The organism is Shimia aestuarii (assembly GCF_022814865.1).
Lineage (GTDB): Bacteria > Pseudomonadota > Alphaproteobacteria > Rhodobacterales > Rhodobacteraceae > Shimia > Shimia aestuarii_A.
Genome location: NZ_JAKVRD010000016.1, coordinates 16,132 through 37,973 on the forward strand (window position 1 = coordinate 16,132; position 21,842 = coordinate 37,973).

Below are 21,842 nucleotides of genomic sequence, written 5' to 3' on the forward strand. Positions count from 1 at the left end.
TTTGACACGGTCAGACGAACCCGTTACCCCTTCGAATACCAGGGGCGCCGTGAGGCTGAGATGTACCCTTTGAACCTGAACCGGATAATGCCGGCGGAGGGAGGTACCGGTCAGTTCGCGCATCGCCCTTGATGTCTTTCGACCGTCTCTCCCGTGCGGCGGGAGAGAGATCATGACCCAAACCCTGCTTAAAGACATGCGCGCCAAGGCTCCCTTGGTGCATTGCATTACCAACTATGTGGCGATGAATATCGCCGCGAATGTCGTCCTTGCGGCGGGCGCCTCTCCGGCGATGGTGCATGCGCCGGAAGAGATGGAGGCCTTCACCCCTTTGAGCGGTGCTGTCACGGTCAATATCGGCACGCTTTCTGCGCAGTGGCTCGAGAGCATGCGGGTGGCGGTGCGGGTGGCCAACGCCCATGGGATACCTTGGGTTCTGGACCCGGTCGCGCATTTCATCAGCGGCTTTCGCAAGCAGGCGGCGCAGGATCTTCTTGGGATGCGCCCCGCTATTTTGCGCGGCAACGCCTCGGAGATCATGACCCTTGCCGGAGAAGCCGGGGCCGGAAAGGGCGCGGATAGCGGTGATGCGGTCGCAGATGCCGAAGGGGCGGCCAAGGCACTTGCTCGCGAATATGGCTGTGTCGTCGCCGTCACGGGGCCAGAGGATTTCGTGACCGATGGGGCACGCATGGCGCGGGTGGCAGGCGGTTCCGCGTTGATGCCTCAGGTCACTGCGCTGGGCTGTTCACAGACAGCATTGATGGGAGCCTATGCCGCTGTCGGGCCGGCCTTTGACGCCGCTCTTTCGGCACTGGCGCATTTCAAGGTTGCCGGGGCGCAGGCCGCCGCGCATGCCGAGGGGCCGGGCAGTTTCCAAGTCCATTTTCTCGATGCTCTGGCCTCGGTTGAACCATCACAGCTTGAGGCGGCGATCATGGACGCGGCCCTGTCATGAGCGATCTGCGAGAGCACTTGCGGCTCTATCTGGTGACCGATCCGGAGATGTGTCGAGCGCGAGGCGTCGTGGAAACGGTCGGGCAGGCTGTCGCCGCCGGAGTGACCATGGTGCAGTTGCGGGACAAGGACATCAGCACGCGTGACCGCATTGCCTTGGCTCTGGCGCTGAAAGACGCGTTGCAGGGGACCGGGGTGCCGTTGGTCATCAATGATGATGTGGAGGCCGCGACCGCTGCAGAAGTGGATGGGGCCCATATCGGTCAGGGCGACATGTCGTCGGTAGAGGCGCGTGCGCGGCTTGGCGCAGGAAAGATCCTTGGCCTGTCCTGCGAGACGCCCGAGGCCGTTGTCGCGGCAGACCCTGCCCTTGTCGACTACCTTGGGTTGGGGCCGGTTTTTGGTACGGCGACCAAAACCGATCATGCGACGCCCATCGGCCTATCGGGTCTTGCAGAGCTTGCGGGGTTGAGCCGGTTGCCGAGCGTAGCGATTGGCGGGATCAAGGCCATGCACCATGAGCAGGTGTTGGCCGCCGGGGCCGATGGCTCGGCCGTTGTGTCGGCCATTTGTGGCCAGCCGGATATCGCCGCCGCAACGCAGGCCTTTTTCCCAGAGGCGCAGCCATGATCCCGAATGTTCTTAGTATCGCGGGATCCGATCCCTCGGGCGGAGCGGGAATTCAGGCGGACCTGAAATCCATCTCGGCCAATGGCGGGTTTGCCATGGCTGCGCTCACCGCGCTGACAGTGCAGAATACGGCGGGCGTGTCGGGTATCCATCTTGTGCCTGCCGAGTTTGTGCGCGCGCAGATCGACGCGATCTTTGCGGATATCCGGGTCGATGCGGTGAAGATCGGCATGATCGCCACGGCAGAGATCGCAGAGGCCGTGGCCGATGCCTTGGAGGGTCGGGCCGTTCCGGTCGTGCTTGACCCGGTGATGATCGCCAAGGGCGGCGCGGCGCTGTTGCAGCCAGACGCCGTGGCGATGATACGCACGCGCCTGTTGCCTTTGGCGACGGTGGTGACACCGAACCTGCCGGAGGCGGCGCATTTGCTGGACAGTGAGATCACGACCAGCCGTGCCGAGATGGAAGAGCAGGGCCGGGCGCTGCGTGCCCTGTCGCCAGGGGCGGTCTTGATCAAAGGCGGCCATCTCGAAGGCGCGGGCAGCCCTGACTGCCTTGTGTTTGAGGACGGATGCCGATGGTTCGAAAGCCCGCGCAGGGAGACGCAAAACACCCATGGCACGGGCTGCACACTGTCCTCGGCGCTGGCCACGCAGATCGCCAAAGGCGCGGATCTGCCGAAAGCGACCGAAGCCGCCAAAGCCTATGTATCGCACGCCATTGCACATGCGGACGACCTCAGGGTTGGGCATGGGCATGGTCCGACACACCATTTCGCCGCGCTTTATGCGGCGTATTCCTCAGACCAGAATGGATCCCCCTCATGAGAACGCTACTATACGCCACCGTCTTTTCGCTCTTGTCCTTGCCCGCCATGGCGCAGGACAAGGTCACGCTGCTGCTTGATTGGTTCGTCAACCCGGATCATGGCCCGGTCATCATTGCGCAGGAGAAGGGCTTTCTTGCCGAGGCGGGGCTAGAGGTTGAGATGATTGCCCCGGCCGATCCGTCCGATCCGCCGAAGATGGTGGCTGCCGGGCGGGCGGACCTTGCGATTTCCTATCAGCCGCAATTGCATCTGCAACGTCACGAGGGTTTGCCGCTGCGGCGGGTCGGGACGTTGGTGGCGACGCCTTTGAACTGCTTGCTGACGCTTGCGGACGGAGAGGTGGCCACACCTGCGGACCTGAAGGGGGCCAAGATCGGCTTTTCCGTTGGTGGCGTCGAGGAGGCGGTGTTGGGGCGCATCCTTGAGACCTACGGCCTGACGCTTGGGGATGTAGAGCTCGTCAATGTAAACTTCTCTCTCTCGCCGGCGCTCATGTCGGGGCAGGTGGATGCGGTGATCGGGGCGTTTCGCAATTTCGAGCTGAACCAGATGGAGATCGAAGGTCGGCCGGGGCGCTGTTTCTATGTCGAGGAAGAGGGGCTGCCGTCCTATGATGAGTTGATCTATGTGGCCAATGCGGATCGCATGGACACCGACATGATACGCCGCTTTCTCGCAGCGACAGAGAAGGCCACGCAGTATATCGTCAACCATCCCAAGGACAGCTGGGACGTGTTTTCGGCAACTTCGCCAGAGTTGGCGGATGAGTTGAATCGCCGTGCATGGATCGACACGCTGCCCCGCTTTGCACTGCGTCCAGCGGCGCTTGATGCGGGCCGCTATGCTCGGTTCGAGGCCTTTCTGCTTGAGGCGGGCCTGACGCCGGGCCTGCATCCGGTTTCCGAAATCGCCATCGATGTGACAACGCAATGAGCGGCGTTTCCTATGGGGCCGTCTTCGAACGGTGGCGCGCGGGCTGTGCCGAGACATGGCAGGCCTATACGCGGCATGCCTTTGTCCGAGGAATCGGCGATGGCAGTCTGCCGCGCGCGGCCTACCTGCGCTACCTCGTGCAGGACTATGTGTTTCTCGTGCATTTCGCTCGTGCGTGGTCCCTCGCTGTGGTGAAGGCGGAAACGCTTGAAGAGACAAAGGCCTGCACTGGAGTTCTCGATGCTTTGGTGAACCACGAGATGGCGTTGCATGTCGCGACCTGTGCGGACGAGGGGATTGACGAAGAAGCGCTCTATACCGCGACTGAAGAGATCGAGAACCTCGCCTATACGCGCTATGTTCTTGATGCCGGGTTGCAGGGGGATTTCATCGACCTGATGGCCGCGCTCGCGCCGTGTTGTTTTGGATATGGGGAGATCGGGCGCCGTCTTGCACATGAGGCCGCGCCGGGCACGCCCTACCGCGACTGGATCGAAACCTACGCGGATGAGTCATACCAATCTTCCATGGTGATGCTTGGCAAAATGGTCGATGGCGCCGTGTCGCGACGTCTGGGGGCTGAACCTTGGCAGGCGCCCCGGTGGGCGCAGGTGCAACAGCGGTTCACGACCGCCACGCGGCTCGAGGTTGGTTTCTGGGAGATGGGGCTTAGGGTGTGATGAGCGCAGTGGCGCCCGGTATCGCGCTTCGGGGTCATCATGAGATTGCGGGAACGCCTCTGTTTGCGCCAGTGTCCTGCCATCTGCCTGCGGGGCAATGGACCTGCCTTCTCGGGAGATCAGGCACCGGTAAGACAACGCTGCTCCGCCTGATTGCCGGGCTTGAGGTTGCGGGGCAGTTCGTCGGGGACATCGCGGTTTCAGATGGGCTGCCGATTGAGGGGCGTTGCAGTTTCATGGCGCAGACGGATCTGCTCTTGCCGTGGCTCTCGGCGCTGGAGAACGCCGTGTTGGGGCAGCGTCTGCGGGGAGAGCCGCCGGATTTGCCCCGCGCGCGCCGACTATTGGAACGTATTGGCCTCGGCGCGTATCTCTCGGCGCGGCCAAGCGCGCTCTCTGGAGGGATGCGGCAGCGGGTGGCTTTGGCGCGAACCTTGTTGGAGGATCGGCCTATCGTCCTGCTCGACGAGCCGTTCTCGGCGTTGGATGCAAGCACGCGGGCCGCGATGCAGGAATTGGCATGCGAGATGTTTCGCGACAAGACGGTCTTGCTTGTGACGCATGACCCTGCCGAGGCGATACGTCTCGGTCATCAGGTCATCTTTCTGACCGGCGAAGGCGCAAGGATTTGGCCCGTGCCCGAGACCCCTCCGTTGCGTGATTCCTATGCGCCAGACAGCGTCAAGGCGCAGGCAGAGTTGATGGCCGCGTTGCGGAGGCTTGCGTGATGAGGTGGGCGTATGGAGTCCTCGCTGCGGGGGTCGTGCTTGGCGTGTGGCAGGCGGTTGTCTGGGGCATGGAAATGCCACCCTTTATTCTTCCCTCTCCCCTGCGCGTCGCCGAGGCGTTTTGGCAGAACCGGTTGATTTTGCTCGGCCATGCGGGGGTAACGCTGGCTGAGGTTCTTCTCGGCCTGCTGATTGGCAGTGTGCTTGGGGCAGGTACGGCGATCGCGATTGCGGGGTCGGAGCGGTTGAGCCGTCTGGTGATGCCGCTTTTGGTCTTGACCCAAGCCGTGCCGGTCTTTGCGCTCGCACCGATCCTGACGCTTTGGTTTGGCTATGGGATGGCGTCGAAAGTGCTTATGGCGGTGCTCATCATTTTCTTCCCTGTCACCAGCGCATTTCATGATGGGCTGACACGCATTCCCAAAGGGCTACGCGATCTGGCGCGCACCATGAATGCAACTCCGTTTCAGGAGATGCTCCGCCTGCGCATTCCCCATGCGCTGCCGTCGCTGGCGACAGGCCTGAAGATGGGGGCGGTCTATGCGCCCATCGGGGCGGTGATCGGGGAATGGGTGGGCGCCTCGCAAGGCTTGGGATACCTGATGCTTTTGGCCAATGGTCGGGCGAAAACCGATCTCATGTTTGCGAGCTTGCTGCTGCTCGCGCTGATGACTGTAACGCTTTACCAAGTCGTCTCATGGGCCGCGGATCGCGCATCCTTTCGGGATAAGGATTTGCACGCTGCCTAGCCGCGTTTCGGTAGGTGCTGGGCAGGAACATATTCGCGGGGGCGCGCGGCGAAGCGAGAGGCCACGCCGCGCGATTGGATTAGGCCTTGGCGGCGGTCACGATGACTTCGACCAAATATTCCGGGGTTGCCAGTTTCGATTCGCCGCAGGCGCGGGTTGGCGCGTGGCCCTTGGGAACCCAAGCATCCCAGACAGCGTTCATTTCGGCGAAATCCTTCATGTCTGCGAGCCAGATCACCGCTTGTAGGATGCGCGTGTTGTCGCTGCCTGCTTCGGCAAGCAGGGCATCGACCTTGTCGAGACAGTCCTGAGTCTGCTGGGCGACGCTGGCCCCGGCGGTGCCGACTTGGCCCGCGAGGTAGATGGTCTCGCCGTGGGTGACGATCTGGCTCATGCGATCGCCGACATGTTTGCGCGTGATTTCAGTCATGGTCTTTCCTGTTTGGTTGAGTCGTCTGAATAGGGTCTAGCGTGTCAGGTGCTTGCCTGAAAGCCGCTCAGGGTTCGGGTCAGATTTTCGCCGAGGGAGTCCGACAGGTAGCCACCTTCTTGCACGAAGAGAACGGGCAGACCTGTCTTGGCGAGCGCCGCGCCAATGCGGGAGAAGCCCTCTTTGGTGACGCGAAGCCAGTCGAAAGGATCATCGATGGATGCGTCGAGGCCGAGGGCGACCACGAGAACGTCCGTTCCGAAATCATCGATGCGATTTAGGGCCGTGTCCAACGCCACGAGGTAATCCTCGTCGCCAATGCCGCGGGAAAGCGGGATGTTGAGATTGTAGCCGAGCCCGGCGCCTTCGCCGCGTTCATGGGCATGACCCCAGAAGAAGGGGTAGAACTTGGTCGGGTCGGCGTGAATCGACACGGTGAGCACATCGTCACGGCGATAGAAGATGTCTTGGGTGCCGTTGCCGTGGTGCACATCTACATCGAGAATCGCGGGGCGCAGACCGGCTTTGCACAGGCGTTCGGCGGCGATACCCGAGTTGTTGAGGAAGCAGAAACCCGCTGCAAGATCGCCATAGGCGTGGTGCCCCGGCGGGCGCGAGAGCACGTAGGCCGCATGTTCGCCGCCAAGAAGCAAATCGGCCCCCGTGATGGCGGATTGGGCCGACCAGTAGGCCGCTTCCCAAGTGCCTTCTGCAATCGGGCAAGCGGTATCGCCTTGGTGGTATCCAGCCTGACCTACGGGCGAGGTGGGGTAGCTATTGCTGCGGGCGAGGGGGTGGATGTTGGGAATAACCTCTTCGCCTGCGTCCGGAAGTGCGCGCCAGCGGGGGTAGATGGTTTTCAGGAAGGCAAGGTATTCGGGAGAATGCAGGGCCGCGATGGGGCCGATGCCGGCGTCCTTGGGGGCCTCGAACTGGCAGCCCGCCGCAAGCGCGCCCGCATGCAGCACTTCGATTCGTTTGGGTTGTTCTGGGTTGGGGCGAATGGCGCCGCTTGCGATGAAGTGCTTTGGGTCGTGGCGCCATTGCCGTTCGTCGAAGACTGCTTTCACGTCGTTCCTCTCAGGGCCGGAAGCCCGGCCTCGTCCGTTGTTTCTTGAGTTTCAATCCCGGTCGGCCGTTTCCAGCCCGCTGAAATGCGCCACGATCACGTGACGCGCCAGCCCGATGTGATAGTCCATCGCGTTGCGGACCTGTTCCACATCACCGCTCTCGAGGGCTTCGATGATGTGGCCGTGATTGCTCGCGATGTTGTCTGGTGCGTTTTCCATCCTCCCGATCAGCGAAAGACCGAGTTGGATCTCCGAAGAGATCTGCTGGAAGATCGCAAGAAAACGGGGGTTGCCAGACGCCTCGATGAGAAGGCGGTGGAACTCGAGGTCTGCGGCAGACGTCTCGGGTTCGCGCCCGGCATCTGCCAAGGCGATCATCTTTTCAAGCTGTTGGCGCAGGACGGGTATCACATCCGCCGCGCCCTTGCGCACGACAAGCGCCGCAGCTTCGCGTTCGATCGCCAAGCGCAATTCATAGAGCGAACCGAGGTCTTCGGAGTTCATGGTGCGCACAAAGAAACCGCGATTGGGATGGGACACCAACAACCCCGTGCTTTCCAGCATGCGCCCGGCTTCGCGCACTGGTGCGCGGCTGACACCGAGCTCTCGCGCGATGACAGATTCGGACACTCTTTCACCGGGTCGAAGGCGACCGGACAGGATGTGATCGGTCAGAAGTGTCGCGATTTCTTGCGAGAGCGATCTCCGCTCGAGGTGATCTAGTCTCAGGGGGTTGGTTTTTGTGCTCATTCGTTCAAACTACGCCTCAGATTGTCGACTGTCGACAATATTGTTGACATTCGGTGGGAACCTCCCCGAGCATGGAGGCGTGAAGCGTGGGGTGCCCGCGCACAGTCTGCGAAGTGAAAGAGACCGGAAGAAATAATTCGGTCGCCACCAAAACAGGGAAGAATCAAATGATGAAACGACTAGTCACAAGCCTTATGGCGATGACCTTGGCGGGTGCTGTGCATGCCGAGAATCGCCTCGATATCGTGGTCCAGCCAGAGCCGCCCAGCTTGATGCTCGGCCTCGTGAGCAACGGGCCGACGCAGTTGGTCGCGGGCGATATCTATGAAAGCCTGCTGCGCTATGACACTGATCTCAATCCGATGCCGTCTTTGGCTTCCGAGTGGGAGATTTCGGACGATGCGCTTACCTATACGTTCAAGCTCCGTGAGGACGTGACATGGCATGACGGCGAGCCGTTCACCGCCGAAGACGTGGTGTTCTCGGTCGACAAGTTCCTGCGCGAGACCCATGCGCGCCTGCGTGTCAGCCTCGAACATGTCGAAAGCGTCACAGCGCCGGATGCGCACACCGTGGTCTTTAAGTTGAAACAGCCGTTTGGCCCGTTCATCGGGGTTTTCGAGGCTGGCACGATGCCGATGATCCCGAAGCACATCTATGAAGGCACCGACTACAAGACCAACCCGGCCAACAATACGCCGATCGGTACAGGCCCGTTCAAATTCGAAGCCTGGGAAAAGGGCAGCTATATCCACCTCGTGAAGAACGAGGATTACTATCTCGACGGTAAACCGGCGATTGACGATGTCTATTATCGCGTGATCCCCGATGCCGCGTCGCGCGCGGTGGCGTTCGAGAATGGCGATGTCGATGTTCTGCCGGGTGGCTCGGTCGAGAACTGGGACGTGAAGCGCCTGATCGAGATGGATGGCGTCTGTTCGACGGGGCATGGCTGGGAATATTTCGCGCCGCATGCGATGGCGTGGATGAACAACCGTGAGGGGCCGACCTCGAGCAAGGCATTCCGCAAGGCAGTCATGTATGCGACGGACCGCGAATTCGTCAAAGACGTGATCTGGAACGGGTATGGCAAGGTCGCGACGAGCCCGGTTTCGTCCAAGACCAACTTCTATAGCGACGATACGGTCATGTATGACTATGACCCGGACAAGGCGCGCGAGCTTCTTGCAGAGTCGGGCTATGATGGCGAGACCGTTCGCATCCTGCCGCTGCCTTATGGCGAGACCTGGCAGCGCTGGGCCGAAGCGATGAAGCAGAACCTCGAAGAGGTTGGCGTCAACGTGCAGGTCGTGGCGACCGATGTTGCGGGCTGGAACCAGAAGCAGGCGGAGTGGGATTTCGATATCGCCTTCACCTACCTCTACCAGTATGGCGACCCGGCGCTTGGTGTCGCACGTAGCTATCTCGCGAGCAACATTGCCAAGGGTAGCCCCTGGAACAACGTCGCCGGGTATGAAAACCCCAAGGTGGACGATCTCTTCGCCAAGGCCGCTGTTGCGGCGACCCCCGAAGAGCGCCAGGCGCTTTATACCGAGATTCAACAGATCCTCGTCGATGACGTGCCTGTCGCATGGCAGCTCGAGATCGAATTCCCGACGATCTATCGTTGCAACGTCAAAGACCTCGTCACCACGGCGATCGGCGTGAATGACGGTATGCGCGACGCGTATCTCGAAGACTAAGCGAAAGCAGACGAGAAAGACCGGCCTGGTCAGAGATCGGGCCGGTCTTTCTTTCTAACGCAACAAGTGAAGCAGGCATTGGCACAGTATGGACATCGTGACAGCTATCGTGGGGCGATTGTTGAAGGCGGTCATCACGCTCTTGATGATCGTCATTCTGAATTTCTTTCTCATTCATGCGGCTCCGGGGGATCCGGCGGCCGTCATGGCAGGCGAAGCGGGTGCGGCGGACGCCAAGTATATCGCCCAACTGCGAGAGCAGTTCGGGCTCGATCAGCCGCTCATGGTGCAGTTCTGGAACTACGTGTCGGGGGTCTTGCAGCTTGATCTGGGCTATTCCTATCGCCAGCAGATGCCGGTTCTGGATCTGATCCTCGAACGCCTGCCCGCGACCTTGATCCTCACACTGACCGCCTTTGGCATGTCGCTCTTGCTTGGGATCGTGTTCGGCCTTGCCGCCGCCGCGCGCCAGGGCAAGTGGAGCGATACGGTTATTACCTCGCTCTCGTTGCTGTTTTACGCCACGCCGCTTTTCTGGGTCGCGCTTATGGCGGTGGTGCTATTCTCGGTGAAGCTCGGTTGGTTTCCCGCCTTTGGCTATGAGACCGTGGGGGCCGACTATGTGGGTTTCCAAATGGTGCTCGACCGGCTCAAGCACCTTGTGTTGCCGGCTTTCACGCTCGGCCTTTTCTTCATGGCGGTGTACCTGCGCATGACGCGATCCTCGGTTCTTGAGGTGAGCCAGATGGATTTCGTCAAGACGGCCCGCGCCAAGGGCTTGCAGGAGAATGTCATCCGTCGTCGCCACATCCTGCGCAATGCGTTGTTGCCGGTGGTCACACTGGCCGGTCTTCAGGCCGGGCAGCTTGTCGGGGGCGCGGTCCTTACGGAGACGGTTTTTGCCTGGCCGGGGATCGGGCGGTTGATGTTCGAGAGCCTGACGGCTCGGGACTATAACACGCTTCTTGGCGTGTTCCTGATCTCGGCGGCGATGGTGATCCTTTTCAACGTGGTCACGGACCTTGTTTATCGGCTGATTGATCCGCGTATCGGCGCAGGAGGTGCAGCATGAAGGACTTCTTCAAACGCTTCTCGCGCAATCGTGGCGCGTTGATCGGGCTATTCATCCTTGTGGTCGTGATCCTTGTCGCGGTCTTTGCGCCGCTCCTTTATCCGGACAGCCCGTGGAAGATGGTGCAGCGTCCTTTCCTTGCGCCCTTTAGTGTCGATGGCTTCCCGCTTGGGACCGACACGCTTGGTCGCGACGTGGCGGCGGGGCTTGCGCATGGGGCGCGGGTGTCGCTTATCGTCGGGCTTGTTTCGACGCTGGTCGCCTTGTTGATTGGTGTGCCGCTTGGCGCGCTGGCGGGGTTCTATGGCGGGCTTGTCGATGATGGCGCGATGCGCTTCACCGAGTTTTTCCAGACCATTCCGAATTTCGCGTTGGCCATCGTGCTTGTCGCGATCATGGAGCCGACGCTTCCGACAATCACGCTTGCCATTGCAATTGTGAGTTGGCCGCCGGTGGCGCGCCTTGTGCGGGCGGAGGTTCTGTCGCTTCGCAGGCGCGAGTTTGTCGATGCCGCGCGTTTGGCGGGGCTTTCGAACATGCGCATCCTGTTCGGGCATATCCTGCCCAATGCCATGTCGCCGATCATCGTCATGGCTTCGCTCATGGTGGCGACGGCGATCCTTCTTGAAAGCTCGCTTTCCTTCCTTGGGCTCGGCGATCCCAACATCATGAGCTGGGGCTATATGATCGGGGCGGCGCGGACCGTCATCCGCAATGCCTGGTGGCTGAGCTTTATTCCGGGGGTGGCGATCCTGATGACCGTTCTTGCCCTCAACCTGATTGGCGAAGGCCTCAATGACGCGCTCAACCCGCGTCTGGCACGGAAAGGACGATAACCATGGATTCAGTGCTTTCTATTCGTGACCTCGCCATCTCCTTGCCGCCCGGCGCGGACCGGGACTATGCGGTGCAGAATATCGAATTCGACCTGACGCCGGGGGAAATCCTCTGTGTCGTGGGCGAGTCCGGTTCGGGGAAATCCATGACGGCGAATGCGCTCATGGGGCTTTTGCCGGATCTTGTGCATGTGACCCGTGGCGAAGCGTTCTTTGAGGGGCGCGATGTGCTCGCGCTTCCGGATGCGGAGCGGCGCAAATTGCGCGGGGATCGGATCGGGATGATCTTTCAGGAGCCAATGTCGGCGCTCAACCCCCTGATGCGGATCGGGGACCAGATCGCCGAGACCTACGAGGCGCATGGGCGCTACACCCCGTCCGAGCGGCGTGAACGGGCGCTCGATCTGATCCGCGAGGTGGGCCTGCCAGAGCCGGAGAAGATCATCCGCGCCTATCCGTTCCAGCTTTCGGGCGGGCAGCGGCAGCGGGCGATGATTGCGATGGCGCTTGCGATGGACCCTGCGGTTCTTATCGCGGACGAGCCGACGACGGCGCTTGATGTGACCACGCAGGCGCAGATACTCGACCTCATCAAATCCCTGCAGGAACGGCACGGCATGGCAGTGATGTTCATCACCCATGACTTTGGTGTCGTGGCGGAAATCGCCGATCAGGTCATCGTCATGCGCTATGGCGAGATTGTCGAACAGGGCGGGGCCGCGCAGGTGCTTGAGAACCCGCAGCATGACTATACCAAGGCGCTCCTCGCGGCGGTGCCCTCGGATGTTGTTCCAAGCGGGCAGGAAACGTCAGAGCAGCATGTTCTCGAGGTGCGCGATCTGCGTAAGACCTACAAAACGCGCGGTGGCCTTTTCAAGGCGACCCGCGAGGTCCGGGCGATTGATGGCGTGTCCTTCACTGTTGGCAAGGGCGAGGTTCTCGGGATCGTGGGCGAAAGCGGATCGGGCAAGTCCACGGTGGGGCGGTCGATCGTGCGCCTTGTCGAGGCCGATAGCGGGCAGATCCTCCTTGATGGGGAAGATATGAACGCGCTTTCGACCGAGGAATTGCGGAGTGCACGGCGTCGGGTTCAGATGATCTTTCAGGACCCTTACGCCTCGCTCAACCCGCGCAAGAAAATCCTCTCGGCGATCAGCGAGGGGCCGATCACAATGGGCACGCCTGTGGCAGAGGCCCATGCGCGGGCGCGGGACTTGCTTGAGACAGTCGGCTTGGATGCCAGCGCGGCAGACCGCTATCCGCACGAGTTCTCCGGCGGACAGCGGCAACGAATCGGGATTGCCCGCGCGCTTGCCATGGACCCGGACCTGATCATTGCGGATGAGGCTGTTTCGGCGCTCGACGTGTCGATTCAGGCGCAGGTTCTCGAATTGCTGCGCGACCTGCAGCAGCGGTTGCACTTGTCCCTGCTCTTCATCACCCACGATTTGCGTGTAGCGGCACAGCTTTGCGACCGGATCGCGGTTATGCAGCACGGGAAACTGGTCGAGATTGGCTCGGTGGCGGAGGTCTTCCTGTCGCCGAAGCAGGACTATACGCGCAACCTTTTGGCTGCGGTGCCGGGCACTGAATGGGGCGGGGCGGCCTAGGCGGCTGCAAAGCTCTGGAGGATTTGGGGGGGAGATGACGGAATGAGCGAACTTTGGTCCCTGACCGCCACAGAGATCGGTGCGGGCCTGCGCGCGGGAGACTTTACCGCGCGGGCCGTGGCAGAGGCGACATTGGCGCGGATCGACGCCGTAAACGGCCCGATCAACGCGGTTGTCGAACGCTGCGATGCGCAGGCCTTGGCGGCTGCGGAGGCCGTAGATGCGGCGCTTGCCACGGGAGACCCGCTTGGACCGCTCGCCGGGGTGCCGGTGACGATCAAGGTCAACGTCGATCAGGCCGGTATGGCGACAACCAACGGGCTTCAACTTCAGAAGGATCTTGTCGCGGCTGAAGATAGCCCCGTTGTCGCCAATCTCCGCAAGGCAGGGGCGATGATTGTCGGGCGCACCAACACGCCGGCGTTCTCCCTGCGTTGGTTTACCCGCAACAGCCTTCACGGAGCGACCCGCAACCCGCGCAATGCGGCGCTGACACCGGGCGGATCGTCCGGCGGGGCGGCGGCGGCGACAGCGGCGGGTATAGGGGTCATCGGGCATGGCACTGACATCGCGGGTTCTATCCGCTACCCGGCGTATGCTTGCGGTCTGCATGGGTTGCGCCCGTCTCTAGGCCGTGTGCCCGCGGTCAATTTTTCGGGCCCCGATCGCCATATCGGAGCGCAGTTGATGGCGGTATCCGGACCGATCGCTCGGTCTATCCCCGACCTGCGATTGGCGCTTGAGGCGATGGCTGCGCCCGATCTGCGCGACCCGTGGTATGCGCCGGTATCTTTACAAGGACCATCCGTTCCGCGACGCGTGGCGCTTTGTGTTGCGCCGGATGGCATGGAGGTCGATCCGGCCGTGGAAAGCGCTTTGCGCGATGCAGCGGATCGGCTCTCACGAGCGGGTTGGATCGTCGAGGAACAGGAGACGCCGCCGCTAAGAGAGGCAGTGCGTCATCAGCTTACTCTTTGGCTTGCCGAAACGCGGCGGGGCGCGGATGAAGCGATCCGGGAAGAGAACGATCCGGACTCTTCATTGGTCTACGAACGCCTGTCTGCGATGACGCCAGCCGTGGACGTGAATGGGCTTCTCGATACGCTTCAGGCGCGGGCAGGGCTAAGCCGTGCGTGGCGTCAGTTCCTTGGTCAATGGCCTGTGATGCTCTGTCCGGTGTCGGGGCAGCTTCCGTTCAAGGATCATCTCGACACCGAGAGCCAGTCCGCCTTTGAGGGGATTGTCGCGGCGCAGATGACTCAGATTGGTTTGCCGTTTATGGGCCTGCCGGGTCTTACCGTCAGCACGGGCACAGTCGATGGCCCGCATGGCAAGACGCCGATTGGCGTGCAGCTTGTCGCGAACCAATTTCGAGAGGACCTGCTTTTGGAAGCGGGGGAGGCCCTTGTCGGTGCGACAGCCGTGAACTATGCGGCGGTTGATATTTCTGCGGGCTAGACACCCGCTTCTCATTTTCAAAGAAGTCATCTTATGCCTGAAATCCTGACGATCCCGAACGCTGCCACCCGTCCTTTTGCACATCGACAGGGGGGATCGCGCAGATGACGCTTGTTGAGGACCTTATCGAAATTGTCGGGGCGGCGCAGGTCTTTACCGGGACAGACGCCAAGCGCTGGTCCGAGGACTGGACCGGTCAGTACAAGGGAATGCCGCTTGCGGTTGTCCGTCCCGCAAGAACCGGGGAGGTCGCCGCAGTGGTCAAGCTCGCCAATGCGCGTGAGATTCCGGTCGTGCCGGTTTCGGGAAATACCGGCCTGAATGGTGGCGCTCTGGGCACAGATTCCATCATGATTTCCTTTGAGCGTATGAACCGTGTGCGCGAAATTCGCGCTGATGCGCGGGTCGCTGTCGTCGAAGCAGGGGTAATTGTGGACGCGCTCAACACCGCTACGGAAGAGCACGATCTTTTCTTCCCGTTAAGTTTCGGCGCGTCTGGGTCGGCCATGATGGGCGGTGTCTTGTCGACGAATGCCGGTGGCGCCAATGTCTTGCGCTACGGGAATACGCGCGATCTGTGTCTTGGGCTTGAGGTTGTGCTGGCGGACGGCCGGGTGATGGACCTGATGCAGGCGCTTCACAAGGACAACTCCGGCTTTGACCTGCGCAACTTGATGATCGGTGCGGAGGGGCAGCTTGGGCTTATCACAGCAGCGGTGGTCAAGCTTCACCCGCGTCCAGTCGACCACGTCACCGCCATGGTGGCGATGGATTCCCTGGAGCGGTCGTGTGAGTTGCTCAACGCAATTCAGGACGCATCCGATAGCGCGGTTGTGGCCTTCGAGTTCATGCCCCGCGCATATATCGAGGGGCATTTCCTTGTCAGTCTCGACGCGCGCGAGCCGTTTGAGGCGGCACACCCTGTGAATCTGCTCGTCGAACTTGCCGTGATGTCTCCCGGTGCGCTGGAAGATGTGCTCGAAGAAGTTCTGGCGGAGTGGATGGAGGAAGGCGCTGTGACGGATGCTGTCATCGCCCAGAATGAAGCGCAACGGACCGAAATGTGGGCCCGGCGGGAAGCCGCTGCGGAGATCGCGTTTCGCCAGCAACCGGTCCTGAGCGCGGATGTGGCCGTCCCGAGAGAATCTGTCGCCGCATATCTAGATGAGATCGAACCGCGTTTGCGCGCGATTGATCCCTCTTGCGAGGTTCTGTCGGTGGCGCATCTGGGCGACGGCAATATCCATTGCGGGTGCCACACGAAAGATGCGTCTCTGATCCCGGCCCTGCGTGCAGAAATCGACGCCCTTGCCGTCGAAATGAAAGGTACGTTCTCGGCAGAGCACGGTATCGGCCTTTCGAAGCTTGCGGCGATGGCCCGTTTCAAGGATCCGGTTGCACAAGACGTAATGAAGGCGATCAAGAGCGCACTTGACCCCAAAGGGATTTTGAACCCGGGCAAGACGCTTGCCCCGGAGTGAGTGCAGCGTTCTTGTGCCGTGGGAACAGGGTATCAGAGCAGTTTCTCGAAGATACCGCGGAAGACCGCTGCAACCTCTGCCGTGTCCTGTGGGCCATCGCTGATCTGACGCTGCATGAGATGCAGAAAGACCCCATCAATCAGCGCGTATTGAATGGCCAAGGTCTCGTCGATGGGATGCCCGGCTTTCTCGAGCGCATCCGCGACGATCCCGACGAGCATCTCTTCGATTTCGCGGACGATGGGCCGGAATGTCTCGTCGAACATGGCTTGCGAGCGGATGTCATACCAGAGGCGGTGCGTCATCGCGTCATCCGTAATCGACTCGGCGAGCGCGTTTGAAAAAGTCTCGATAACCGAGTCGCGCCCTTCGGCGCCTGCGAGCGCGTCCACGATATTGCTGACGAATTGCTGTTTGTAGATGCTCACGCAGTAGATGATGAGCTCGGAGCGATCCTCGAAATAGTAGTGCAGCATGCCGAGCGACATGTCGCTTTTCTCGGCGATGTCACGCAAGGACGTGTTGGCATAGCCCAACTCTTGAAGCGCGAGGATCGCACTTTCTGCGATCTGGCGCTTCTTGACGTCTCGCTTGGCGTTTTTTCTTTCGGCGCGGGCTTTGAGTTTCGAGGGCATTTCGTTCATGGGCGAGAAAATGAGGGTTTCCGAGGCCAAAAGCAAGCTGCATCCGGCCTCGGGGAGGGCAGGTTATCCAAGAAGGGCGTTCAGGAAAATCCGCGGGAGTTTGAGCCAACCAGGCTTGTACTGGAAACGTGTCAGGAGTTTTCCGACTTTATCCTGTTTCCGGTTGGTGATGAACCACGGTGGGCGCGGCAAGAGCGTGAACTGCAAGGACAAGAGCCCGCGCGGGAAAGGGCGGAATGGGGCGCTGACAACGGTGCGTTCGACGTTCTCGAACATGAAAGTGTTGTGCACCGTGCCGATGCCCGATTGAACATCCTCCAGCGTATGGCCCGGGAAGGCGCCCCAGGGACATGGCGTCATCAAGAACCCAAGCCCCGTCCACGCGTTGATTGCGATTGTGCCATAGCGGAACTCGGCGATGATCTCCTCGAACCGCTTCTTTCCGATTTTGCGAATGGTGCGTGGGTGGATGATGATATTGCCACCGAGCGTGCCATAGAGGTTTTCATTGGCCCATTGGATCGCGTTGACCAGATAGGTTTCAGGGTCCGGGTCATCCATTGCGTGGGTGGACATGGCGGGGGCAAAGACCTCGTTGGTCTTGAAGTAGTCATCGTCCTGCATCGGGTTGATGACACAGGCAGGCGCAGCCCCGCGCGCGACCTCTTCGGTGCTGTCGGCATGATCCGCGAATGTCGCGATACGATCCTCGGCACCGGGGTAGTAGGCAAGGCGCGTCGAGGAGGCCATGACGGACTTCAGGTTCGCCATGAAAGTCTTGGTCTTGTTCCATGTCTTCGGTGTGATGAGGACTTGGCAAGCGACACAGTTGAAACCGGAATTGTGCAGTTTCTGGGTCGCGACGTTCTCGGCCTGAAAGCGCAGGTCGGCTCGGCTCCACGGGCCGGGGACGATGATCGTCGGGCAGACGGCGCCAAGCTCGGAGGTGAACCGCTTGGTGTTCTTCGGCGTGCCGGCCTCCTTGTTCTTGATGCCTTCTGCGCCCGGACCCCAGACGATGGCGTCATGTGTCGCGCCTGCACCGGTGATGTGGAGTTCTTCGACGATGGGGTGTTCGGTCAGCCACGCGCCAGCAACCCCGTCGCCTTTGACGATGCGCAGGGCGTTGCGGTCGATCAGCGGTTTCAGCGCGGCCTTGAGATAGTCGGTCAGGTAGTCGTTGACCGGGTTCATCTTGAGGATCACGACCTGGTTCTCGTTGAAGACCTTGTGGAAGACATCAAGCGGCGTGATGGCATTGATGTTGCCTGCCCCGAGGACGAGCGCGACCTTGCCTTTCCGTTTCACGGTCGGCACGTCGTATTCGACCGCCGTATGCTTGGCGAGATTGCCTCGGTTGACCCCTTTCTGCATCCAGATCTCGGCATTCACACCGGACAGAAGCAAGCGATCCCAGATCGAATGTGGCACAACGCGCACAGCGGTTTGGCCTGTGGCCAATTCCCGGGTCTTCAGGTGATCGAGGTAAGACTTTCGTTCAAGCTCGGCGAAGGTCTGCATGTAGCCGTTACATGCGGACATCACCGCGTAGGGGCCGGAGGTCCACTCTTCGCCCACCAGCGGCGAGCCTTCAGGAATCATCTTTTTGCGGGCGGCCGTTTCTGCCCAACCCTCAGCGACGCTCAGGAGATTGTCCTTGATGTGTTGCAGGATTTGCAGGCGCTCGGCGTTGGAGGTGCGCGCCCAGTTGTCCTTGCCCGCGTCTAGCGCGGTCAGGGCGGCTTCATACTCTTCGAGCCAGAAGGGCTGGGCCTCGACGGGTTGTTGTATGGCTTGGGTCATAGGTTACTCCTCCCTTTCGATGAGCAGGTTTCCAAACTGTTCGCGCAGTTGGTTCTTGAGCATCTTGCCAGTGGCGTTGAGTGGGATGGCATCGGTAAAGACCACCGCGTCAGGAATCTGCCACTTGGCGACCTTGCCGTCGAAGAGGGCAAGAATATCGTCCTCTTTCGGGTCGGCCCCTTCGGCCTTGACCGCGACGACGATCGGGCGCTCGTCCCATTTCGGGTGCACGGCACCGATGGCGGCTGCCATGGCCACACCGGGATGCGAAACGGCAATATTCTCGAGATCGACCGACGAGATCCATTCGCCACCGGATTTTATGATGTCCTTGGTGCGGTCACGGATCACCATGTAGCCGTCGGCGTCGATGGTGGAGACGTCTCCGGTATCGAACCAGCCATCTTCGGTCGTCGCGCTCTGGTCCTTGCCGAAGTAGGTCTCGACAACCCAGTGACCACGGACCTGAAGCGCGCCCTGTGCCTCGCCATCATGCGGCAATGGGTTGCCCTCGTCATCGACGATGCGCAGGTCGATCCCGAAGGGCGGACGCCCTTGTCCGAGGCGCAGCGCCGCGAGCGTGTCTGCGTCGAGATCGTCATGCTTGCCCTTCGGCACGTTGGCCGAGCCGAGAGGCGAGGTTTCTGTCATGCCCCAAGCGTGGATCGTGTCACAGTCATATTCGTCGCGGAACGCGGCGATCATCGAGGGGGCGGCTGCGGATCCGCCGATGACATTGCGCTTGAGGCTTTCCATTTTGGAGCCGGACTTGGCGGCAGAGGCCAAGAGCATCATCCAGATCGTTGGAACACCGAGGGCAAGCGAAACGCCATAGTCGTCGATCAGGTGCAGGAGGCTATCGCCGTCGAGGCCCGGTCCGGGCATGACAAGCTTAGCGCCTGTCATCGCTGCAGCGTAGGGGATGCCCCAGGCATTGGCGTGGAACATTGGCACCACGGGCAAGATCGTCTCTCGCGAAGAGAGCGAGAGCGCATCGGGTAGTGAGATCGCGAGCGTGTGGAGCATCGTAGAGCGATGGTAATAGAGGACACCCTTTGGGTTTCCGGTCGTGCCGGAGGTATAGCAGAGCGAACAAGGGGTATTTTCGCTGAATTGCGGCCAGTCGTAGTCTGCGTCGCCCTTCTCGATCAGTTCATCAAAGAAGATCGCTTCGGGCAGGGCGGCGGCGACCTCTTCGTCTCGCGGCCCCATGAAGATGAAATGTTCGATGGTCTTGAGGTGTGCCTTGGTGCCGGTGATGAGCGGCATGAAGGTCTTGTCGAAGAAGATCGCCTTGTCCGCGGCATCATTGCAAATGAAGATGAACTGTTCCGGGGGAAGGCGCGGATTCAGCGTGTGGCAGACGAGGCCACTGCCGGAGACCGCGAACCAGATCTTGAGGTGGCGATGATTGTTCCAAGCGAGCGTCGCGACGCGGTCACCGTGATCCAATCCCAGCGTGCCAAGTGCAGAGGCCAGTTGACGCGAGGAAGACGCAACCGCGCTCCACGTTGTTGTGTTCATGTCGCCTGTGGTCTCTCGCGATACGATTTCCGTATCGGCATGGTATTTTCCGGCATGGACGATCAGGTCGCTGATCAAAAGGTCCTTGTGCATCATCGCGCCAAGCATGGTGTGGCCTTCTTTCTTTCTAGACGTGTCGAGAGACGCCGCCAGTCGCGTAAACGCCGGCAGCGTCTTTGGATCAGGCGGCGTATTCGGCCTTGATCATGTCGGCAGCTTTTTCCGCGATCATGATCGTGGGGGCATTGGTGTTGCCGCCAATCAGGGTCGGCATGACAGAGGCATCGACGACGCGAAGCCCTTCCATACCGTGCACCTTGAGTTTGGGGTCGACGACGGACATGTCATCCACGCCCATCTTGCAGGTGCCAATCGGGTGGTAGATCGTGTCGGCACGGGCGCGGATATGAGATTCCCACTCGGCGTCCGTCATGTTGTCGGTCACGCCGAAAAGCTCCTTGTGACGATACTTGGACATGGCCTGCGATTGCAGGATGTCACGGGTCATCTTGGCACCCTTGATCGTGGTCTCGAGGTCGCGCTCGTCGGAAAGGAACTTCGGGTCGATGCCCGGAGCGGCCATGGGATCGGCGCTTTGCAGGAAGACCTCGCCGCGCGAATGCGGGCGCACGGCGCAGACATGGCAGCTAAAGCCATAGCCCATGTGCAGCTTGCGCGCGTGGTCATCGACGACCGAGATCACGAAGTGAAGCTGGATATCCGGGCGGTCGAGCGACGGGTCGGTCTTGAGGAAAGCGGCCCCTTCGGCGAAGGGTGTCGCGATCATGCCGGTGCCATCCTTGCGCCATTTGAAGATATGCTTCGTCAGGCCGATCGTTCCCGCAAGGCCGATACCGAAGTTATCGGTATCCTTGGTCTTGTAGCCGAGGATGAAGTCGAGGTGATCCTGAAGGTTCTGGCCGACACCGGGCAGTTCGTGGACCATCTCGATGCCGTGCGGACGGATATCCTGCGCCCGACCGACGCCCGAAAGCTGAAGCAGTTGCGGCGAGTTGAAGGCACCGCCGGAGAGGATCACTTCCTTGCCCGCCATGGCACGATGGGTCTTCTTGCCGATACGGTATTCCACGCCGGTCGCACGTTTGCCTTCGAAAAGAACCTTGGTTGCGTGCGCCTTGGTGATGATCGTCAGGTTGGGGCGCGAACCCATCACCGGGAACAGGTAGGCCGCCGCGGCAGAGCAGCGCTCGCCGTTCTTTTCCTTGGAATGGAATTGGGTCACCTGATAGAGGCCAACACCTTCGTTGTCGCCGGTGTTAAAGTCACTGACCTCGCGATGTTGAAGCTCGGTCGCACCCTTGATGAAGGCGCGCGTGATGTCCCGAGGGCTTTTCTGGTTGGAGACCTGAAGCGGCCCGTCATGGCCATGCACATCATCCGCGCCGGTTTCGTTGTTCTCGGATTTCTTGAAGTAGGGCAGACATTCGTCCCAAGACCAGCCGTCACAGCCCATTTCGGCCCAACCGTCATAATCGGACTTGTGACCGCGGACGTAGAGCATGGCGTTGATCGCTGACGAGCCACCGAGCGCCTTGCCGCGCGGCTGATAGCCTTTGCGACCGTTGAGGCCCGGCTGTGGCACGGTGTTGAAACACCAGTTTGAAATCTTGCCGTGCCCGGGCAACATCCCGACAACGCCAGCAGGCGCGCGGATCAAAAGGTGGTTTCCGCCACCGCCAGCTTCGAGCAGGCAAACTTTGGTGTTTGGGTCTTCTGACAAGCGCGACGCCAAGGTCGCGCCGGCGGATCCACCGCCAACAATCACGAAATCGTAACTCATTCTTTCCTCCCTGTGTCCGCCCCTCTCCCTGAGGCGAAACGCTTGCGAATCCAGAGTGGAGTCAGGCAAGCAAAATCACTTAACAAAAAAATTTGGACAAAAGTCCAGAAAAAATGTTCAGATGACTTTTCAAGCCCCGCGCGAGCTACGGGCT

Annotated in this window: 19 protein-coding genes, 1 pseudogene and 1 riboswitch; of the genes and pseudogenes, 13 read left to right on the top strand and 7 right to left on the bottom strand. The window is 60.8% G+C overall.

Annotated elements, in window-relative coordinates:
* The first annotated feature begins 30 nt into the window (after positions 1-30).
* Positions 31-119, top strand: a riboswitch (TPP riboswitch).
* Between the two features lie 53 nt (positions 120-172).
* The 7 genes and pseudogenes from thiM to MK745_RS14465 all read left to right on the top strand — a co-directional run bounded on the left by thiM (position 173) and on the right by MK745_RS14465 (position 5,506).
* Positions 173-958 carry a hydroxyethylthiazole kinase gene (gene thiM / locus MK745_RS14435; protein ID WP_243614007.1) on the top strand — a complete coding sequence of 262 codons (786 nt, stop codon included), beginning with the start codon at positions 173-175 and terminating at the stop codon, positions 956-958.
* Complete coding sequence (gene thiE, locus MK745_RS14440) at positions 955-1,587, top strand: thiamine phosphate synthase (RefSeq protein ID WP_243614008.1); 633 nt, start codon at positions 955-957, stop codon at positions 1,585-1,587. Before thiM ends, thiE begins: the two co-directional genes overlap by 4 nt.
* Entirely contained in the window at positions 1,584-2,414 is an 831-nt protein-coding gene (thiD, locus tag MK745_RS14445; RefSeq protein ID WP_243614009.1) for a bifunctional hydroxymethylpyrimidine kinase/phosphomethylpyrimidine kinase, read from the top strand. The genes thiE and thiD overlap by 4 nt, the downstream gene beginning before the upstream one ends.
* The gene (locus MK745_RS14450) at positions 2,411-3,349 is read left to right on the top strand and encodes an ABC transporter substrate-binding protein (protein WP_243614010.1); all 939 of its coding nucleotides are present in this window, start codon (positions 2,411-2,413) and stop codon (positions 3,347-3,349) included. The genes thiD and MK745_RS14450 overlap by 4 nt, the downstream gene beginning before the upstream one ends.
* Positions 3,346-4,029: a thiaminase II gene (gene tenA, locus MK745_RS14455; RefSeq protein WP_243614011.1), complete on the top strand. Its 684-nt coding sequence runs from the start codon at positions 3,346-3,348 to the stop codon at positions 4,027-4,029. Before MK745_RS14450 ends, tenA begins: the two co-directional genes overlap by 4 nt.
* Before the next feature lie 47 nt (positions 4,030-4,076).
* Positions 4,077-4,757, top strand: a pseudogene (locus MK745_RS14460) (ABC transporter ATP-binding protein); the annotation flags it as partial.
* Positions 4,757-5,506: an ABC transporter permease gene (locus MK745_RS14465; protein ID WP_243614013.1), complete on the top strand. Its 750-nt coding sequence runs from the start codon at positions 4,757-4,759 to the stop codon at positions 5,504-5,506. The pseudogene MK745_RS14460 and the gene MK745_RS14465, both read left to right, overlap by 1 nt.
* 79 nt (positions 5,507-5,585) lie before the next feature.
* Here the strand turns inward: MK745_RS14465 and MK745_RS14470 are convergent, their stop codons facing one another.
* From MK745_RS14470 to MK745_RS14480, 3 genes are read right to left on the bottom strand one after another with little or no spacing between them, the layout of a single operon-like run.
* Positions 5,586-5,936, bottom strand: a complete 351-nt coding sequence (locus MK745_RS14470) for a RidA family protein (RefSeq protein ID WP_243614014.1) — start codon at positions 5,934-5,936, stop codon at positions 5,586-5,588.
* A gap of 44 nt (positions 5,937-5,980) precedes the next feature.
* Positions 5,981-7,006, bottom strand: a complete 1,026-nt coding sequence (locus MK745_RS14475; RefSeq protein ID WP_243614015.1) for a histone deacetylase family protein — start codon at positions 7,004-7,006, stop codon at positions 5,981-5,983.
* Between the two features lie 51 nt (positions 7,007-7,057).
* Positions 7,058-7,756: a GntR family transcriptional regulator gene (locus tag MK745_RS14480; RefSeq protein WP_243614016.1), complete on the bottom strand. Its 699-nt coding sequence runs from the start codon at positions 7,754-7,756 to the stop codon at positions 7,058-7,060.
* A 170-nt stretch (positions 7,757-7,926) separates the two neighbouring features.
* Between MK745_RS14480 and MK745_RS14485 the strand changes: the two genes are divergently transcribed.
* The 6 genes from MK745_RS14485 (at position 7,927) to MK745_RS14510 (ending at position 15,916) form a co-directional block, all read left to right on the top strand.
* Positions 7,927-9,459 (top strand): ABC transporter substrate-binding protein, encoded by a 1,533-nt coding sequence (locus tag MK745_RS14485; protein WP_243614075.1) that lies wholly within the window; start codon positions 7,927-7,929, stop codon positions 9,457-9,459.
* Positions 9,460-9,547: 88 nt separating this feature from the next.
* Complete coding sequence (locus MK745_RS14490; protein WP_243614017.1) at positions 9,548-10,531, top strand: ABC transporter permease; 984 nt, start codon at positions 9,548-9,550, stop codon at positions 10,529-10,531.
* Positions 10,528-11,367: an ABC transporter permease gene (locus tag MK745_RS14495; RefSeq protein ID WP_243614018.1), complete on the top strand. Its 840-nt coding sequence runs from the start codon at positions 10,528-10,530 to the stop codon at positions 11,365-11,367. The genes MK745_RS14490 and MK745_RS14495 overlap by 4 nt, the downstream gene beginning before the upstream one ends.
* 2 nt (positions 11,368-11,369) lie before the next feature.
* Positions 11,370-12,977, top strand: coding sequence for an ABC transporter ATP-binding protein (locus MK745_RS14500; RefSeq protein WP_243614019.1), 1,608 nt, complete (start codon positions 11,370-11,372; stop codon positions 12,975-12,977).
* A gap of 42 nt (positions 12,978-13,019) precedes the next feature.
* A complete protein-coding gene (locus MK745_RS14505; RefSeq protein ID WP_243614020.1) occupies positions 13,020-14,435 on the top strand; it encodes an amidase family protein in 1,416 nt (471 codons plus the stop codon).
* Positions 14,436-14,539: 104 nt separating this feature from the next.
* The gene (locus tag MK745_RS14510; RefSeq protein ID WP_243614021.1) at positions 14,540-15,916 is read left to right on the top strand and encodes an FAD-binding oxidoreductase; all 1,377 of its coding nucleotides are present in this window, start codon (positions 14,540-14,542) and stop codon (positions 15,914-15,916) included.
* Between the two features lie 32 nt (positions 15,917-15,948).
* Here MK745_RS14510 and MK745_RS14515 read toward each other — a convergent pair whose 3' ends face one another.
* The 4 genes from MK745_RS14515 to MK745_RS14530 all read right to left on the bottom strand — a co-directional run bounded on the left by MK745_RS14515 (position 15,949) and on the right by MK745_RS14530 (position 21,688).
* On the bottom strand, positions 15,949-16,596 hold the full coding sequence (locus MK745_RS14515) for a TetR/AcrR family transcriptional regulator (RefSeq protein WP_243614022.1): 648 nt from the start codon (positions 16,594-16,596) through the stop codon (positions 15,949-15,951).
* A 27-nt stretch (positions 16,597-16,623) separates the two neighbouring features.
* Entirely contained in the window at positions 16,624-18,363 is a 1,740-nt protein-coding gene (locus MK745_RS14520; protein WP_243614023.1) for an aldehyde dehydrogenase family protein, read from the bottom strand.
* A gap of 3 nt (positions 18,364-18,366) precedes the next feature.
* Positions 18,367-19,995, bottom strand: a complete 1,629-nt coding sequence (locus MK745_RS14525) for a long-chain-fatty-acid--CoA ligase (RefSeq protein ID WP_243614024.1) — start codon at positions 19,993-19,995, stop codon at positions 18,367-18,369.
* Between the two features lie 73 nt (positions 19,996-20,068).
* Complete coding sequence (locus MK745_RS14530; protein ID WP_243614025.1) at positions 20,069-21,688, bottom strand: GMC family oxidoreductase; 1,620 nt, start codon at positions 21,686-21,688, stop codon at positions 20,069-20,071.
* Between the last annotated feature and the right edge of the window lie 154 nt (positions 21,689-21,842).

Excerpts from the sequence above, each read along its gene's own strand:
- MK745_RS14505 (WP_243614020.1), top strand. The coding sequence starts at position 13,020 with ATGAGCGAACTTTGGTCCCTGACCGCCACAGAGATCGGTGCGGGCCTG.
- MK745_RS14500 (WP_243614019.1), top strand. The coding sequence starts at position 11,370 with ATGGATTCAGTGCTTTCTATTCGTGACCTCGCCATCTCCTTGCCGCCC.
- MK745_RS14520 (WP_243614023.1), bottom strand. The coding sequence starts at position 18,363 with ATGACCCAAGCCATACAACAACCCGTCGAGGCCCAGCCCTTCTGGCTC.
- MK745_RS14480 (WP_243614016.1), bottom strand. The coding sequence starts at position 7,756 with ATGAGCACAAAAACCAACCCCCTGAGACTAGATCACCTCGAGCGGAGA.
- thiE (WP_243614008.1), top strand. The coding sequence starts at position 955 with ATGAGCGATCTGCGAGAGCACTTGCGGCTCTATCTGGTGACCGATCCG.
- thiD (WP_243614009.1), top strand. The coding sequence starts at position 1,584 with ATGATCCCGAATGTTCTTAGTATCGCGGGATCCGATCCCTCGGGCGGA.
- MK745_RS14490 (WP_243614017.1), top strand. The coding sequence starts at position 9,548 with ATGGACATCGTGACAGCTATCGTGGGGCGATTGTTGAAGGCGGTCATC.
- MK745_RS14465 (WP_243614013.1), top strand. The coding sequence starts at position 4,757 with ATGAGGTGGGCGTATGGAGTCCTCGCTGCGGGGGTCGTGCTTGGCGTG.
- MK745_RS14530 (WP_243614025.1), bottom strand. The coding sequence starts at position 21,688 with ATGAGTTACGATTTCGTGATTGTTGGCGGTGGATCCGCCGGCGCGACC.
- MK745_RS14525 (WP_243614024.1), bottom strand. The coding sequence starts at position 19,995 with ATGCTTGGCGCGATGATGCACAAGGACCTTTTGATCAGCGACCTGATC.
- MK745_RS14450 (WP_243614010.1), top strand. The coding sequence starts at position 2,411 with ATGAGAACGCTACTATACGCCACCGTCTTTTCGCTCTTGTCCTTGCCC.
- MK745_RS14485 (WP_243614075.1), top strand. The coding sequence starts at position 7,927 with ATGAAACGACTAGTCACAAGCCTTATGGCGATGACCTTGGCGGGTGCT.
- MK745_RS14510 (WP_243614021.1), top strand. The coding sequence starts at position 14,540 with ATGACGCTTGTTGAGGACCTTATCGAAATTGTCGGGGCGGCGCAGGTC.
- thiM (WP_243614007.1), top strand. The coding sequence starts at position 173 with ATGACCCAAACCCTGCTTAAAGACATGCGCGCCAAGGCTCCCTTGGTG.
- tenA (WP_243614011.1), top strand. The coding sequence starts at position 3,346 with ATGAGCGGCGTTTCCTATGGGGCCGTCTTCGAACGGTGGCGCGCGGGC.
- MK745_RS14470 (WP_243614014.1), bottom strand. The coding sequence starts at position 5,936 with ATGACTGAAATCACGCGCAAACATGTCGGCGATCGCATGAGCCAGATC.
- MK745_RS14495 (WP_243614018.1), top strand. The coding sequence starts at position 10,528 with ATGAAGGACTTCTTCAAACGCTTCTCGCGCAATCGTGGCGCGTTGATC.